We start from the raw sequence: 14,803 nt of genomic DNA on the forward strand, positions 1-14,803 counted from the left end.
GAGTTCGGCAGGGAAGCCGCGGGTCGGACGGATGCTCTCACGAGCCCGATTTCCGGGCGCGGACGTAGGCGTCGATCAGGCCCTGTTCCGTCGACCAGCGGACGTCGACGGCGCGCGTCACGAAGTCGATCAGGCCACCCTCGTCACCGGGCACGCGGGAGTCCGAGGCCCAGTCGTCGATGACGAACTCACCGGCCGCGTCGAGCAGGCGGTCGACGGGGAGATCGAGGACGTAGTCCACGTACGACCCGTTCACGTCTCGTTCGACGAAGGCGGCGATCGCGGCTCCTGCGGACGGGCCGGAACCGATCGTGCCGACGATCCCGTCCGCGGGCCACGTCGACAACGGCGGGACACCCGGCTCGATCTCGTGGCGCGGCACGGGCACCGGGCGTCGTCTCCTCATCGGGACAGTGTGCCCGAGTACGTCGATCGCGCTTCCGCGATGGCGACCACCGGCGCTACGCGGCGACGTCGAAGACGACGACCCGGGCGGACGCGTCGCCGAGGTAGCTCGCGACCGGCTGGTGCGAGGGGTGCGGCAGGTAGCCGTCGCGCGCCGCGGCGTCACGGAAGCGCACCACGAGCATCCAGTCGAAGCCGGCCTCGAGCTGCTCGGGGCTGACGCTGCCGCCACTCGACACCGACAGCACGCCGTCGATGCCGCTGAGGTGCTCGGTCGACAGCCGCGTCGCCTGCTCGGCCACGTCGGCCGGGGCCCCCTCGGCCCACTCGACCAACACCACGTGCACGATCTCGTCCGTGTCGGCCATCCGCGCATCCCCTCGTCGTCGCCGCTCGCCGCGGCAGGTCACCCGATCTTGACACGGGCGTCGCCCCGGCGGTCGGCCCGGGCGACCACCGCACCACGCGGGAACGCAGGAGGCGCGGGTCACGCGACCCGCGCCTCCTGCGTTCGCGTCGTCGCGGCCTAGCGGCGGACGGCGTCGATCTTCATCATGCGCGCGATGACCGAGTCGAGCTGGCTGTCGTCGAAGATCTTCTTCCAGTCGTCGCGGACGATCGACTCGCGGCCGTAGTCCATGGCGATGTGGCAGGCGTCGCTGAACGGGTTCGAGCCGCGCAGGCCGTTGGTCAGCGCGATCCAGGTGTGGCCGTAGAGCATCGCGCAAGTAGGGGACCCCGACACCCCCGGGTCGCGCCTCCCACCCGAGCGGCAGCTCGCCGAACGTCTCGGCGTCGGGCGGTCGGCCGTCCGCGAGGCCCTGGCCGCCCTCGAGATCCTCGGCATCGTCACGGTGCGTCCGGGCTCGGGCACCTACCTGCGCGACCAGACCTCGGAGTTGCTGCCGACCACCCTCAGCTGGGGTCTCATGCTGAACGCGGCACGTACGCGCGAGCTCATCGAGGTCCGGGGCGGGCTCGAGATCCAGGCCGCCGCCTACGCCGCCGAGCGGGCCACGGACGCCGACGTCGACGCCCTGCGGGGGTACATCGAGGTGATGGCCGACTCGCTCGAGGACCTCGACGCGTTCCTCCAGGCCGACATCCGGTTCCACCTGCAGATCGCCGTCAGCGCCGACAACGTCGTGCTCAAGGACCTCCTGCAGAGCACCCGGTCGCTGCTGCGCCTCTGGGTCGAACGCGGGCTCACCGAGAAGGACCAGGCCGAGGCCGCGTACCGCGAACACCGGGCCGTCTTCCGCGCGATCGAGGCACGCGATCCCGACGCCGCGCTCGCCGCGATGCGCGACCACATGGCCACCGCCGCCGACCGGGTCCGGAGCACCACGGTCGTCTAGGTCGTCGCCCCCGACGGTTGGGGCGACGTCGTCGTCGCCTCCGCTCGAGCGTCGGTCGGCACCGGCGTCACCGTGCGAGAACGCAGGAGGCGCAGGTCACGCGACCCGCGCCTCCTGCGTTCCCAGCCGCTCGGGTCGCCCGTCAGGCGCGACGGCGCAGGACGCGGTGGGCCAGACCCGCCAGGGCGGCGCCGACGAGGGGCGCCACGACGAAGACCCAGACCTGGGCCAGGGCGTCGGGGCCGCCGTAGAGGGCCGCCGCCAGCGAGCGGGCCGGGTTCACCGAGGTGTTGCTCACGGGGATGCTGATCAGGTGGATCAGGGTCAGGGTCAGACCGATCGCCAAGGGTGCCAGGGCCTTGTACTCACCCTTGGCAGTTACCGACAGGATCACGCCGACGAACACGGCCGTCAGCACGATCTCGGTGACGAGGACGGCTCCGAGGCCGAACCCGCCGGGCGACGACGCGCCGAAGCCGTTCGAGGCGAAGCCCGAGTCCCGGGCCGCGGCGAAGTAGCCGGCGGGGCCGTCCGCGGCGACGAGCGCCACGACGCTGGCTCCGGCGGCCGCTCCGACGAGCTGCGCGACGACGTAGCCGGGCACGCTCGCCCACGGGGTCCGACGGGCCAGGGCGAAGCCGACCGTCACGGCGGGGTTGAAGTGGCCGCCCGAGATGTGGCCGACGGCGTAGATGCCGGCCATCACGCTCAGGCCGAACGCCAGGGCCACGCCGAGGAAGCCGACCCCGAGCGCGTTGCCGTCGTCCGGGAACGACGACGCGAACACGGCCGTGCCCACGCCTCCGACGACGAGGAGGAACGCCCCGAACGCCTCGGCGGCGTACCGCGCGAGGGGCGCGTAGGTCTCGGCGTGCTGCGTGCGCTGTTCTTTCGTGGACCGGCTGGCGGGTGTGGTGCGAGGCATGGGGGACTCCCTGGTGTCGGGTGGGGTTGGGTTGGGGTGGGGTCGGGTTTGGGTGGGGCCGGGCCGGGACGGGTTCGGAGGGGGCCCGGTTCCGAGGGGGCCCGGTTCGGAGGGGCCGGCGGCTAGTCGGACGACGAGGTGAGGTTCTTCACCGTGTCGACGGGGACCGGCGGGACGCCCCGCTTGACGCCCTTCAGGCCGACGGCGACGAGCACCGCGGTGACGACCGCGAAGACGGCGAACGTGATGAGCGCGGCGGCCCAGAGGGGCAGGGCCAGGGCCAGCAGGGCGACGGCGGTGCCGGCCAGGAGGATCACGGTCACGATCGCGAGGACGGCCCCGACGGCGAGAAACACGACGCCCGATCGCGCGTCCCGAGCCCGACCGGCGACCTCGTCGCGGGCCGACCTCAGTTCGGCGCGCACGGCCTTGATGAGGGGCTCGATCGCCCGGCTGCCGAGTTGGTCGCGGAACCTGCCGGCGAAGCCCGAGTCGGCCTGCTTGTCGTCGTCGCTCATGGTGGTCGTCCTTCTCTCGGCGCGGCCACTCGGGTCGGTGGCCAGGGATCGCGGTGCCGCGGTGCGGACGCGCTGTGTCTCGGTGACACACCATTCGGACGCGAGCGGCAGCCCACCCGTCATCGACCTCCAGCGAGCTTGCAGACTCGGGTCGACGGGCACTCGCGAAGCGGCCAGGCGGGGGACAGCGCGGGCCTGTCCGGCGGACGGCGGACGGCGGGCGGCGGGCGGCGTCGGGCGGCGGGCGGCGTGCGGCGTGCGGCAAGATGGCCTGGTGGCTCGACGCGAACCTCCCGTCATCCGCATCGTCGCGTCGACCAGCGCCGCGGTGCGCCAGGCCGACGGGCCCGACCGACTCGCGCGCACCGACGCCGCCGTCGACCGGCTGCGCGAGGGGGGACGCTCCCGCGAGGACGCCCTCTACCTGCTGTCGTCCTACTGGACCGGCGAGCACGGCCGACAGCTGCCGAGCCCGCGCACGCTGATGATCACCCTCGTGGTGACGCTGGTCGTCTGCATCGGTGCGGTCGTCGCCTTCGGCTCGACCGGCATCGCCTGGATCGCCGCCGTCTTCTTCGGCGGGGGACTGCTCGTGCGGGGGATCGTCGAGCTGTGGCGTCTCCACCGCAACTGGTACGGCTCGCGCGAGCGGCGCACCGCCGTCCGCTCCCTCGTGGGCGTCGCCCTCGACGTCGTCGGCGTCTACCGCGACGGCTACCGCCTCCCCCGGGAGGCGCGCGCGGCCGACCGGCGCCAGGCCCGGTTCACGACGTCGAGGCCGTCACCACGACGACGGTGACCGGACGGCCTCGTGGCCGTCGCCCGGGTCGGCCAGGCGCCGACCGGCGTCGTCAGTCGACGAGGATGCGGAGGGCCTCGACGAGTGCGCGGTTGCCGGCGCGGAGAGCCGCGACCTCGGCCTCGAGGGCGGTGAGGCGGCTGTCGGCGGGTGCGGCGGGTGCGGGTGTGGGTGTGGGCGCGGGTGCGGGCACGGATGCCGGCTCGGGCTGCAGGTCGGGTTGGCTCTCGGGCGTCGGCTCGGGCTCGGGCTCGGGGGCCGGGTCGGACGCCGCCCAGGGGTCCTGCTCGGGCTCGGGCTCGGGCTCCGGCTCCGGCTGCGGGTCAGGCTGCGGGTCGGACTCCGGGTCGGACGCGGCCTCGGTCTGCGGAACGGCCTCGGCCTGCGGCACGGACCCTGTCTGTGCGTCGGGCTCGGGCTCGCTCGCGGGCTCCGGAGGTGCGGCGGGCTGCGGAGCGTCGATCGCTTCGTCGTCCTCGGGGGACTCGACCCGCGCCTCCTTGGTGGTCTTGACGACCTGCGAGAACTTCGGGCGGGGCTTGCGCTTCGGCTTGGCGGACTCGGGCGAGGCCTCGTCGACCCAGTCGCTGAGGGTCTGCCGCGGGACGTTGAACTCCTCCGCGACGACGGTGAGGACGTTGCGGTCGGTGGGGTTCGTCATCCGCCGCTGCAGCACGCGGGCCGTCGCGGCCTCTCGTGTCTCGTCGTCGTACCACTCGTCGAAAGGCATGCTCCGAGTCTAGGGACGCGCGAGTCCCTCTCCCGTCCGACTCGAGGGGTGGTCCACGCATGACCGATTGACAGGACATACGGACATGGCTAGCCTCGTCCTGTCGCCGTTGCAGGGCGACGACCCGCACCGACGCGGGAAGCTGTAACCACAACCAATGGAGGAATCGTGGTCACCGACACATCGGGCAGTTCGCCCCGAGTAGCTCTTCCCGCCCTGGTCTCGGGCCCGCACACCAAGCGTCTCGGCACCGTCGCGGTCATCGCCACCTTCGGTGGCCTGCTCTTCGGGTACGACACGGGCGTGATCAACGGCGCGCTCGACTCGATGGAGGAGAGCCTCGGGCTCACGCCGGCCAGCGAGGGCATCATGGTCTCGGCCATCCTCATCGGGGCCGCGGTCGGGGCGTTCTTCATCGGGCGCATCTCGGACGCCTTCGGGCGGAAGCCGACCATCAACACCCTGGCCATCCTGTTCTTCTTCGCCGCGCTCGCCTGCGTGCTCGCCCCCACGTGGGAGTTCCTCACCGGGGCGCGGTTCTTCCTCGGCATCGCGGTCGGCGGGGCCTCGGTCACCGTGCCGGTGTTCCTCGCCGAACTCGCCCCCACCGAGCAACGCGGCGGACTCGTCAGTCGCAACGAGCTCATGATCGTCTCGGGGCAGCTCGCCGCCTTCACCATCAACGCCGTCATCGGCAGCGTCTGGGGCGAGCACGACAACGTGTGGCGCTACATGCTCTCCGTCGCGGTGCTGCCCGCCATCGCCCTCTTCATCGGCATGTTCCGTGTCCCCGAGAGCCCTCGCTGGCTCATCGCCAAGGGCCGCGACGACGACGCGCTCGCCGTGCTCAAGCAGATCCGGGCCGACGACCGCGCGGTGGCCGAGATGGCCGAGGTGCGCCTCCTGGCCGACGAGGAGAAAGAGGCCAAGAGCGCCCGCCTCGCCGACCTCATCGCCGAGCCCTGGCTCCGCAAGATCCTGTTCATCGGCATCGGCCTGGCCGTCGCTCAGCAGCTGACCGGCATCAACTCGATCATGTACTACGGCACCCAGGTGCTGCAGCAGTCCGGTTTCTCGCAGAGCGGGGCCCTGATCGCCAACGTCGGGGCAGGCGTCATCGCCGTCGTCGCGATGCTCGTCGCCCTGCGCATCATCAACAAGGTCGGACGGCGCACCATGCTCATGGCCGGCTTCGCCGGCGTCACGATCTTCCACCTGCTGATCGGCCTGTCGTCGCTGCTGATCCCCGAGGGGCTCGGCCGCGCGATCGTCGTCCTGATCTTCGTCATCGGCTTCGTCGGGACCATGCAGGGCACCATCGGCCCTCTCGTCTGGCTGATGCTCAGCGAGATCTTCCCCCTCAAGCTGCGCGGCGTCGGGATGGGGCTCACGGTGCTCATCCTCTGGTTGACCAACTTCGCCGTCAGCCTGCTCTTCCCGATCCTCGTCGCCGGCATCGGCATCTCGACGACGTTCTTCATCTTCGCGGTGCTCAACGCCGGGTCGTTCCTCTTCGCCGTGAAGAAGGTGCCCGAGACGAACGGGCGGTCGCTCGAGCAGCTCGAAGAGGACTTCAGCACCGGCGCCATCTACGTCGTGAAGAACGGCAAGAAGTGACCGCGACCGCACGCCACGCTCTCGAGAGGACGACCACGTCATGACCGACCACACCGACAACGACACCGCTCCGTACGACGTCCTCACCATGGGCCGCGTGGGCGTCGACATCTACCCGCAGCAGTCCGGCGTCCCGCTCGAAGAGGTCGAGACCTTCAGCAAATCCGTCGGTGGCAGCGCGACCAACGTCGCCATCGCGGCCGCCCGTCACGGCCGGCGGTCCGCGGTGGTCACCCGCACCGGCGACGATCCCTTCGGTCGCTACATCGTCCGAGAGCTCGAGCGGCTCGGCGTCTCGACCCGGCTCGTCTCGACCGTCGACGGGCTCAACACCCCGGTCACGTTCTGCGAGATCTTCCCGCCCGACGACTTCCCGCTCTACTTCTACCGGCAGCCGAAGGCACCCGACCTCATGATCACCGCGGGCTCGCTCGACCTCGCCGCCGTCGAGAAGGCCACGGTCTTCTGGGCCACGGTCACCGGCCTCAGCGAAGAACCGAGCAGACAAGCGCATCACGTGGCCTGGCAGGCCCGGGGTCGTCGGCCCCTGACCATCCTCGACCTGGACTACCGACCCATGTTCTGGAAGAGCCCGGAGGTCGCCACCCGAGAGGTCGGGCGCGCTCTCGAGCACGTCACCGTCGCCGTCGGCAACCGCGAAGAGTGCGAGATCGCCGTCGGCGAGACCGAGCCCGAGCGGGCGGCCGACGCCCTCCTCGACCGGGGCGTCGAACTCGCCGTCGTCAAGCAGGGCCCCAAGGGCGTCCTCGCCAAGACGCGTGACGAGCGGATCGAGGTGCCGGCGCACCTCGTCCAGGTCATCAACGGCCTGGGGTCGGGCGACGGGTTCGGGGGCGCCCTCTGCCACGGCCTGATCGAGGGGTGGTCGCTCGATCGCACCCTGCGCTTCGCCAACGCGGCCGGCGGCATCGTCGCCACCCGGTTCGAGTGCTCCACCGCCATGCCCACCACCGCCGAGGTCGAGGCCGTCCTCCAGGAGGCGCACCATGTCTGATCGCATCGCCCCGGTCCTCGACTTCGAGCGCCTCCGAACCCTCCGGGCCGCCGAGCCGCACCGGGTGGCCGAGATCCTCGCCGCCCGGACGCGACCCGCACCGCTGGGTGCGGACGGACGCCTCTTCATCGTCGCGGCGGACCACCCCGCCCGGGGTGCCCTCGGCGTCCGAGGCGACTCGAGCGCCATGGCCGACCGGTACGACCTCCTCCGTCGACTCGTCGTCGCCCTCGGCCGACCCGGCGTCGACGGGGTGCTCGGCACTCCCGACATCCTCGAGGACCTCGCCCTGCTCGGCGCGCTCGACGGCAAGGTCGTCGTCGGCAGCATGAACCGCGGTGGCCTCCAGGGCGCCACGTTCGAACTGGACGACCGGTTCACCGCGTACTCGGCCGCGTCGATCGCCGACTCCCGGTTCGACTTCGCCAAGCTGCTCGTGCGCGTCGCCCTCGACGACCCCGGCACGGCCTCCACGCTGGCCGCGACGGCACGCGCGGTGACCGAGTCGGCCAGGCTGCGCCTCCCGATCATGCTCGAGCCCTTCATGAGTTCGTGGGTCGACGGACGGGTGACGAACGACCTGACGGCCGACGCCGTCATCAAGTCGGTCGCCATCGCGTCGGGCCTCGGCGAGTCCTCCGCCTACAGCTGGCTCAAGCTGCCCGTCGTCGACGACATGGAACGCGTCATGGCGGCGACGACCCTGCCCACCCTGCTGCTGGGCGGTGACCCCGCCGTCGACCCGGCCGACACCTACGCCCGCTGGGCCGCGGCCCTCGCGCTCCCGGGCGTCCGTGGGCTCGTCGTCGGGCGCACCCTGCTCTACCCGAGCGACGACGACGTCGCCGCAGCCGTGGACCACGCGGCCGGGCTCGTCCACCCATCCTCGACCATGAACGGATCGGCAGAACGATGACCAGCACCACCAGCACGCACACCGGCACCACCGCCACCGATCGGCCCCTGGTCGCGCACTGGATCGACAACGTCGAGGTGCCCGGCACGAGCGGCCGCACCGCGCCCGTCTACGACCCGGCCCTCGGCGTCGCGACGAAGGACGTCTCGCTCGCCGACGCCTCCGAGATCGAGGCCGCCGTCGCCTCGGCCCACCGCGCGTTCCCCGCCTGGCGCGACCTCTCGATCACGAAGCGTCAGCAGATCATCTTCCGTTTCCGTGAGCTGCTCAACGAGCGCAAGGGCGAGCTCGCCGAGATCCTCACGAGCGAGCACGGCAAGGTGTTGAGCGACGCCCTCGGCGAGATCACCCGCGGTCTCGAGGTCGTCGAGCTGGCGACGGGGTTCCCCCACCTGATCAAGGGCGAGTTCTCGCAGCAGGTGTCCACCGGGGTCGACGTCTACTCGACCAAGGCGCCGCTCGGCGTGGTCGGCATCATCAGCCCCTTCAACTTCCCGGCCATGGTGCCGATGTGGTTCTTCCCGATCGCCATCGCCGTCGGCAACACCGTCGTCCTGAAGCCGTCCGAGAAAGACCCGTCGAGCGCCATGTTCCTCGCCCGCCTCTTCGCCGAGGCCGGCCTGCCCGAGGGCGTCTTCAACGTCCTCCACGGCGACAAGGAGGCCGTCGACGGTCTGCTCGAGCACCCCGACGTCAAGAGCATCTCGTTCGTCGGGTCGACGCCCATCGCCCAGTACATCTACGAGACCGCCGCCAAGCACGGCAAGCGCGTCCAGGCCCTCGGCGGAGCCAAGAACCACATGCTCGTCCTGCCCGACGCCGACCTCGACCTCGTCGCCGACAGTGCGATCAACGCCGGGTTCGGCTCGGCCGGTGAGCGCTGCATGGCCATCAGCGTGGTGGTCGCGGTCGAACCCGTGGCCGACGAGCTGATCGAGAAGATCACCTCGCGCATGGCCGGCCTCACCGTCGGAGACGGTCGACGCAGCTGCGACATGGGTCCCCTCGTCACCGAACAGCACCGTGACAAGGTCGCGAGCTACATCGACATCGCCCTCGACGACGGAGCCGACGTCGTCGTCGACGGTCGGGGCATCGAGGTCGACGGCGAGGCCGACGGCTTCTGGCTCGGGCCCACCCTGATCGACAAGGTGCCGCTCACGAGCCGCGTCTACACCGAAGAGATCTTCGGGCCGGTGCTGTCGATCGTGCGCGTCGCGTCCTACGACGAGGGCGTCGCCCTCATCAACGCCGGTGCCTACGGCAACGGAACGGCGATCTTCACCAACGACGGAGGCGCGGCGCGGCGTTTCCAGGCCGAGATCGAGGTCGGGATGATCGGCATCAACGTGCCCATCCCGGTGCCCGTCGCCTACTACTCGTTCGGCGGCTTCAAGGACAGCATCTTCGGTTCGGACAAGGCCTACGGCCTGCAGGGCTTCGAGTTCTTCACCCGCGAGAAGGCGATCACGTCCCGGTGGCTCGACCCCAGCCACGGCGGCGTCGACCTGGGCTTCCCCCAGAACTGACGGCACACCCGATCTGTCCCCAGGCAGTACCCCGCGGCCCCCGGGCCGCTCCGCTCGATGATGAGGTGGACGACATGAACGACGAACCCCGCTGGTTCTTCCCCCGCGGCGACCTGACCCGCGACGGCTGGCAGACCGTCGTCGACGGCGACCTCGCCGGCTGGCAGCACACCGGCCTGCGCATCGGCGAGCTGCGAGACGGTGTCTCGTCGACCCTCGCCGCCGGCGGGGTCGAGCGCATGGTGGTCCCGCTGGCCGGTGACGTCGTGATCGAGTGGAGTGATGACCGAGGTGGGTCGGGCACCGTCGAGCTCGCCGGGCGGGCGTCCGTCTTCGACGGGCCGGCCGACGTCGCCTACCTGGGCGTCCGGACGAAGGCGGTGGTCACCGGGCACGGTCGGGTCGCGGTCGCCGAGGCACCGGCCGACCAGGTGCTCGACGTGCAGGTGCTCCGTCGCGACGACATCCCCGTCGAGATCCGCGGTGCCGGCCGGTCGACCCGCCAGGTGCACAACTTCGGCACCCCGGACGGGCTGCACGCCCAGAAGCTCATCGTCTGCGAGGTCGTGACCCCCGCCGAGAACTGGTCGTCCTACCCTCCGCACAAGCACGACGAGGCCGTGCCCGGTACCGAGTCCCGCCTCGAAGAGATCTACTACTTCGAATCCGCCGTCGGTCGCGGCCTCGACGCCCCCGAGCAGGCCGACCCGTTCGGCATGTTCGCCACGTACGGCTCACCTGCGGGGCCGATCGACGTGAACGAGCTGGTCCGCACCGGCGACGTCGCCCTCGTTCCGCACGGGTACCACGGCCCCGCCGTCGCCGCCCCGGGCTACGACCTCTACTACCTCAACGTCATGGCGGGGCCCGACCCCGAGCGCGCCTGGCTGATCACCGACGACCCCGCCCACGGGTGGGTCCGTGCCGGCTGGGAGTCCCAGGCCCCCGACCCCCGGCTGCCCTACCTGCCCACCGCACCCTCGAAAGGACCGCGTCGATGACGACGAAGAGACTCACCGTCGGCCAGGCACTCGTCGAGTTCCTCGCCAACCAGTGGACCGTCGACGGCGACGTGCGAGAGCGCACGATCCCGGGCGTGTTCGGCATCTTCGGCCACGGCAACGTGGCCGGGGTCGGCCAGGCGCTCAAGCAGTACCACGTGGACCGCCCGGGGCTCATGCCGTACCTGCAGGCCCGTAACGAACAGGCGATGGTCCATCAGGCCGTGGGCTACGCCCGCATGCACCGGAGGCGCGCGACCTACGCCAGCACCGCCTCCGTCGGTCCCGGTGCCGCCAACATGCTCACGGCGGCCGCGCTCGCGACGACGAACCGGCTGCCCGCCCTGCTGTTGCCGAGCGACACCTTCGCCACCCGGGTCAGCGACCCGGTACTGCAGCAGATCGAGCTGCCCCACGACACGTCCCTGCAGGTGACCGACGCGTTCCGGCCGCTGTCGCGGTTCTTCGACCGCGTCGACCGGCCCGAGCAGCTCTTCTCGATCGCGCTCGCCGCGATGCGCGTGCTGACCGACCCGGCCGAGACCGGCGCCGTCACGATCGCCCTGCCCGAGGACGTCCAGGCCGAGCTGCTCGACGTGCCCGACGAGTTCCTGCAACCCCGCGAGTGGCACGTCAGGCGCCCCGTCCCCGAGCGGGGACCGCTCGAACGCGCCGTCGCCGCCATCAAGGCCGCGAAGCGCCCCGTCGTCGTGGCCGGCGGCGGAGTCCTCTACTCGGGCGCCGAGCAACAGCTCGACGCCTTCGCCCGGGCGACCGGCATCCCCGTCGGCACGACGCAGGCCGGCGGAGGGTCCCTCGCCTGGGACCACCCGCAGTACCTCGGGGGCATCGGTGCCACCGGCACGACGGCCGCGAACCGCATCGCCGCCGAGGCGGACCTCGTCATCGGCATCGGCACCCGGTACAGCGACTTCACCACCGCCTCCCGGACGGCCTTCCAGGACTCCGACGTGCAGTTCGTCAACGTCAACGTCACGTCGTTCGACGCCTACAAGCACGGCTCCCAGCTGCCCGTCGTCGCCGACGCCCGCGAGACGCTCGACGCCCTCGCCGAGGCGCTCGCCGGGCACCGGGTACCCGACGAGCACTCCGCTCGCGTGGCCACCGAGAAGGCGAGGTGGGACGTCCTCGTCGACGAGGCCTTCCAGCCGTCCGGGCTGGCCCTGCCCGGCCAGCCCGAGATCATCGGCGCCGTCCAGGCGGCCAGCGACCCCACCGACGTCGTGGTCCAGGCGGCCGGGTCGTTGCCCGGCGACCTGCACAAGCTGTGGCGGGTGCGCGACGCGCTCGGCTACCACGTCGAGTACGCGTTCTCGTGCATGGGCTACGAGATCGCCGGTGGCCTCGGCGTCAAGAGGGGTGCACCCGACCGCGACGTCATCGTCATGGTCGGTGACGGCTCGTACCTCATGCTGCACACCGAACTGGTCACCGCGGTCGCCGAGGGCATCAAGATCATCGTGGTGCTCGTCCAGAACCACGGCTACGCCTCGATCGGCCACCTCTCCGAGACCGTCGGGGCCGAACGCTTCGGCACGCTCTACCGCAAGCTCGATCCCGACTCCCTCGACTTCCAGGGCACCGAGGTGCTGCCCGTCGACCTCGCGATGAACGCCCGCAGCTACGGGCTCGACGTCGTCGAGGTGGAACCGACGCCGAACGCGGTCGCCGACCTCTCCGCAGCCCTCGCCGCGGCCAAGGCGTCGTCGACCAGCACGCTCATCCACGTGAACAGCGATCCGCTCGTCTACGCCCCGGACGGCGAGGGCTGGTGGGACGTCCCGGTCGCGCAGGTCTCGACCCTCGACAGCACCGCGGCCGCCCTGGCCGACTACCGCCAGCAGCGGGCCGCGCAACGCCCGCTGCTCGGCTGACACCGCCACACCTCACCCGCACCCTCTCGAAAGGCACCGCCGCCATGACCGACACCGTCACCGACCCCGACGCCACGCCCACCGGTCCGGGCGGGCGCGGGCTCCGCATCGGGACCGCACCCGACTCGTGGGGCGTCTGGTTCCCCGAGCACCCCGGTCAGATCCCCTGGCCGCGGTTCCTCGACGAGGTCCAGCAGGCGGGCTACCACTGGATCGAACTGGGCCCCTACGGGTACCTGCCGACCGACCCCCACCAGCTCGAGGACGAGCTCGGTCGGCGCGACCTCAAGCTCTCCGCCGGGACGGTCTTCACCGGGTTCCACAAGGGCGACGACCAGTGGCGACGCGCGTGGGACCAAGCGCTCGCCGTCGCCGGCCTCGCCTCGGAGCTCGGTGCCGAGCACCTCGTCGTCATCCCCGACCTCTGGCGCAGCGACGCCACGAGCGAGGTCCTCGAAGCCCGTACCCTCACCGACGAGCAGTGGGCGGCGCTCGGCGCCGGCCACGACAAGCTCGGCAAGGCGCTCCTCGAAGAATTCGGCGTCAAGCAGCAGTTCCACACCCACGCGGACAGCCACGTCGGCACGTACCGAGAGACCGAGCGGTTCCTGGCCGAGACCGACGTGCGCTACACGAACCTGTGCCTCGACACCGGGCACTTCGCCTACTACGGCGGTGACTCCGTGCGCCTCGTCGAGGAGTACCCCGACCGCATCGGTTACCTGCACCTCAAGCAGGTCGACTCCGACCTGCGGTTCACCGTGCTCAAGAACGACGTGCCCTTCGGGGACGCGGTCGCGCAGGGGGTCATGGTCGAGCCGCCCCGAGGCGTGCCCGAGCTGGCCCCGGTGCTCGACGCGGTCAGCCGCATCGACCCCGAGATCTTCGCCATCGTCGAGCAGGACATGTTCCCGGTCGAATCGATCGACCTGCCCCTCGGGATCGCGACCCGCACGCGTGAGCACATCATGAGCTGCTCGCCTCGCTCCCGTCTCGTCTGACGACCCGCCGCTGACACCCCCGCCCCGAAGGAGAACACCCGTGACCACCACAACCCCCGACCTCCGCGTCGCCGTCGTCGGTGCCGGCATGATGGGCGCCGACCACGTCGCCCGCATCACGTCCACCATCAGCGGGGCCACCGTCGTCGCCGTCGTCGACCCCGACACCGCTCGTGCCGACGCCGCGGCGGCGACCGCCCCCGGCGCGATCACCGCGGCCGACTTCGACGAGGCGCTCGCCGCCACCGAGATCGACGCCGTCATCATCGCCACCCCGGGCTTCCTCCACGAAGCCGTCCTCCTGCCCGCAATCGACCGCGGGCTGGCGATCCTCTGCGAGAAGCCCCTCACCACCGACGAGGCCGCCTCGCTCCGCGTGCTCGAGGCCGAGCAGCAGCTCGACCGGCCGCACATCCAGGTCGGCTTCATGCGTCGCTTCGACCAGGGGTACCGAGACCTCCGGGCCCTCGTCGCGTCCGGCGAGCACGGCGCCCTGCTCGCGCTGCACTGCGCCCACCGCAACGCCACGACCCCGCCGAGCTACTCAGAAGAGATGCTCATCCTCGACTCCGTCATCCACGAGATCGACGCCGTCCCCTTCATCGCCGGTGAGCCGATCGTCGCGGTGGAGGTCAAGAAGCCCCGCCGCAACTCGCTCGCGCCCGAGGGGCTCCGAGAGCCGCAGTTCGTGATCCTCGAGACCGAGTCGGGCACGATGGCGATCGTCGAGATCAACGTCAACATCCAGTTCGGCTACCAGGTCACCACGGACGCCGTCTTCGAGAGCGGCGTCGCCTCCATCGGGCGCGAGACCGGGCTCCAGCTCACCACGGCCGCCCGCTCGGCCGTGGCCGTGCCGCCGACGTTCAAGGAGCGTTTCGGCGCCGCCTACGACACGCAGGTGCAGCGCTGGGTCGACGCCGCGCACCGCGGCACCATCGACGGTCCGAGCGCCTGGGACGGCTACCTGGCGAGCGTCGTCGCCACCGCCGGCGTCGAGGCCCAGAAGACCGGTCGGCGCGTCGAGGTCGACTACGCGATGCCCAAGCCGTCGTTCTACGACCTGCCCGGCGTCGTCTCGCCGGGGGAGTGAC

At 71.3% G+C, this 14,803-nt stretch carries 16 protein-coding genes; 10 read left to right on the forward strand and 6 right to left on the reverse strand.

What is annotated here, in order from left to right; genetic code table 11:
• Positions 1 to 37 precede the first annotated feature (37 nt).
• The 3 genes from QRN23_RS01285 to QRN23_RS01295 all read right to left on the reverse strand — a co-directional run bounded on the left by QRN23_RS01285 (position 38) and on the right by QRN23_RS01295 (position 1,126).
• Complete coding sequence (locus QRN23_RS01285) at positions 38 to 406, reverse strand: hypothetical protein (protein ID WP_285062143.1); 369 nt, start codon at positions 404 to 406, stop codon at positions 38 to 40.
• Positions 407 to 461: 55 nt separating this feature from the next.
• On the reverse strand, positions 462 to 773 hold the full coding sequence (locus QRN23_RS01290; protein ID WP_285062144.1) for a Dabb family protein: 312 nt from the start codon (positions 771 to 773) through the stop codon (positions 462 to 464).
• A gap of 158 nt (positions 774 to 931) precedes the next feature.
• Entirely contained in the window at positions 932 to 1,126 is a 195-nt protein-coding gene (locus tag QRN23_RS01295; protein WP_502874798.1) for a phosphogluconate dehydrogenase C-terminal domain-containing protein, read from the reverse strand.
• Here QRN23_RS01295 and QRN23_RS01300 point away from each other — a divergent pair.
• A complete protein-coding gene (locus QRN23_RS01300) occupies positions 1,125 to 1,763 on the forward strand; it encodes a FadR/GntR family transcriptional regulator (protein ID WP_285062200.1) in 639 nt (212 codons plus the stop codon). The genes QRN23_RS01295 and QRN23_RS01300 overlap by 2 nt on opposite strands.
• Before the next feature lie 142 nt (positions 1,764 to 1,905).
• Here QRN23_RS01300 and aqpZ read toward each other — a convergent pair whose 3' ends face one another.
• Together aqpZ and QRN23_RS01310 are read right to left on the reverse strand one after the other, a co-directional pair.
• The gene (aqpZ, locus tag QRN23_RS01305; protein WP_285062146.1) at positions 1,906 to 2,688 is read right to left on the reverse strand and encodes an aquaporin Z; all 783 of its coding nucleotides are present in this window, start codon (positions 2,686 to 2,688) and stop codon (positions 1,906 to 1,908) included.
• A gap of 122 nt (positions 2,689 to 2,810) precedes the next feature.
• Positions 2,811 to 3,206, reverse strand: coding sequence for a phage holin family protein (locus tag QRN23_RS01310; protein WP_277959591.1), 396 nt, complete (start codon positions 3,204 to 3,206; stop codon positions 2,811 to 2,813).
• A gap of 274 nt (positions 3,207 to 3,480) precedes the next feature.
• Here QRN23_RS01310 and QRN23_RS01315 point away from each other — a divergent pair, with 274 nt between their 5' ends.
• Positions 3,481 to 4,005 carry a hypothetical protein gene (locus QRN23_RS01315; RefSeq protein ID WP_285062148.1) on the forward strand — a complete coding sequence of 175 codons (525 nt, stop codon included), beginning with the start codon at positions 3,481 to 3,483 and terminating at the stop codon, positions 4,003 to 4,005.
• A gap of 52 nt (positions 4,006 to 4,057) precedes the next feature.
• Here QRN23_RS01315 and QRN23_RS01320 read toward each other — a convergent pair whose 3' ends face one another.
• Positions 4,058 to 4,735 (reverse strand): hypothetical protein, encoded by a 678-nt coding sequence (locus tag QRN23_RS01320; protein WP_285062149.1) that lies wholly within the window; start codon positions 4,733 to 4,735, stop codon positions 4,058 to 4,060.
• 168 nt (positions 4,736 to 4,903) lie between these two features.
• On the opposite strand from QRN23_RS01320, the gene QRN23_RS01325 reads away from it, so the two are divergent.
• The 8 genes from QRN23_RS01325 to QRN23_RS01360 all read left to right on the forward strand — a co-directional run bounded on the left by QRN23_RS01325 (position 4,904) and on the right by QRN23_RS01360 (position 14,802).
• Positions 4,904 to 6,352, forward strand: coding sequence for a sugar porter family MFS transporter (locus QRN23_RS01325; RefSeq protein ID WP_082460110.1), 1,449 nt, complete (start codon positions 4,904 to 4,906; stop codon positions 6,350 to 6,352).
• Positions 6,353 to 6,392: 40 nt separating this feature from the next.
• On the forward strand, positions 6,393 to 7,367 hold the full coding sequence (iolC, locus tag QRN23_RS01330) for a 5-dehydro-2-deoxygluconokinase (protein ID WP_123571060.1): 975 nt from the start codon (positions 6,393 to 6,395) through the stop codon (positions 7,365 to 7,367).
• Complete coding sequence (locus tag QRN23_RS01335; protein ID WP_285062151.1) at positions 7,360 to 8,283, forward strand: Cgl0159 family (beta/alpha)8-fold protein; 924 nt, start codon at positions 7,360 to 7,362, stop codon at positions 8,281 to 8,283. Before iolC ends, QRN23_RS01335 begins: the two co-directional genes overlap by 8 nt.
• Positions 8,280 to 9,812, forward strand: a complete 1,533-nt coding sequence (locus tag QRN23_RS01340) for a CoA-acylating methylmalonate-semialdehyde dehydrogenase (protein WP_285062153.1) — start codon at positions 8,280 to 8,282, stop codon at positions 9,810 to 9,812. The genes QRN23_RS01335 and QRN23_RS01340 overlap by 4 nt, the downstream gene beginning before the upstream one ends.
• Positions 9,813 to 9,886: 74 nt before the next feature.
• On the forward strand, positions 9,887 to 10,813 hold the full coding sequence (gene iolB / locus QRN23_RS01345; protein ID WP_285062155.1) for a 5-deoxy-glucuronate isomerase: 927 nt from the start codon (positions 9,887 to 9,889) through the stop codon (positions 10,811 to 10,813).
• Entirely contained in the window at positions 10,810 to 12,708 is a 1,899-nt protein-coding gene (gene iolD / locus QRN23_RS01350; RefSeq protein ID WP_285062157.1) for a 3D-(3,5/4)-trihydroxycyclohexane-1,2-dione acylhydrolase (decyclizing), read from the forward strand. Before iolB ends, iolD begins: the two co-directional genes overlap by 4 nt.
• A 44-nt stretch (positions 12,709 to 12,752) precedes the next feature.
• Positions 12,753 to 13,709 (forward strand): sugar phosphate isomerase/epimerase family protein, encoded by a 957-nt coding sequence (locus QRN23_RS01355; protein ID WP_123571056.1) that lies wholly within the window; start codon positions 12,753 to 12,755, stop codon positions 13,707 to 13,709.
• A gap of 40 nt (positions 13,710 to 13,749) precedes the next feature.
• Entirely contained in the window at positions 13,750 to 14,802 is a 1,053-nt protein-coding gene (locus tag QRN23_RS01360) for a Gfo/Idh/MocA family protein (RefSeq protein WP_285062159.1), read from the forward strand.
• The last annotated feature ends 1 nt before the right edge of the window (position 14,803 follow it).

Source organism: Frigoribacterium sp. ME-P-080, from assembly GCF_030209595.1.
Lineage (GTDB): Bacteria > Actinomycetota > Actinomycetes > Actinomycetales > Microbacteriaceae > Frigoribacterium.

What these genes read in the sequence shown, in the direction of transcription:
- QRN23_RS01285 (WP_285062143.1), bottom strand. Translation starts at nt 406, where the DNA reads ATGAGGAGACGACGCCCGGTGCCCGTGCCGCGCCACGAGATCGAGCCG.
- QRN23_RS01290 (WP_285062144.1), bottom strand. Translation starts at nt 773, where the DNA reads ATGGCCGACACGGACGAGATCGTGCACGTGGTGTTGGTCGAGTGGGCC.
- QRN23_RS01295 (WP_502874798.1), bottom strand. Translation starts at nt 1,126, where the DNA reads ATGCTCTACGGCCACACCTGGATCGCGCTGACCAACGGCCTGCGCGGC.
- aqpZ (WP_285062146.1), bottom strand. Translation starts at nt 2,688, where the DNA reads ATGCCTCGCACCACACCCGCCAGCCGGTCCACGAAAGAACAGCGCACG.
- QRN23_RS01310 (WP_277959591.1), bottom strand. Translation starts at nt 3,206, where the DNA reads ATGAGCGACGACGACAAGCAGGCCGACTCGGGCTTCGCCGGCAGGTTC.
- QRN23_RS01320 (WP_285062149.1), bottom strand. Translation starts at nt 4,735, where the DNA reads ATGCCTTTCGACGAGTGGTACGACGACGAGACACGAGAGGCCGCGACG.
- iolC (WP_123571060.1), top strand. Translation starts at nt 6,393, where the DNA reads ATGACCGACCACACCGACAACGACACCGCTCCGTACGACGTCCTCACC.
- QRN23_RS01335 (WP_285062151.1), top strand. Translation starts at nt 7,360, where the DNA reads ATGTCTGATCGCATCGCCCCGGTCCTCGACTTCGAGCGCCTCCGAACC.
- QRN23_RS01340 (WP_285062153.1), top strand. Translation starts at nt 8,280, where the DNA reads ATGACCAGCACCACCAGCACGCACACCGGCACCACCGCCACCGATCGG.
- iolB (WP_285062155.1), top strand. Translation starts at nt 9,887, where the DNA reads ATGAACGACGAACCCCGCTGGTTCTTCCCCCGCGGCGACCTGACCCGC.
- iolD (WP_285062157.1), top strand. Translation starts at nt 10,810, where the DNA reads ATGACGACGAAGAGACTCACCGTCGGCCAGGCACTCGTCGAGTTCCTC.
- QRN23_RS01355 (WP_123571056.1), top strand. Translation starts at nt 12,753, where the DNA reads ATGACCGACACCGTCACCGACCCCGACGCCACGCCCACCGGTCCGGGC.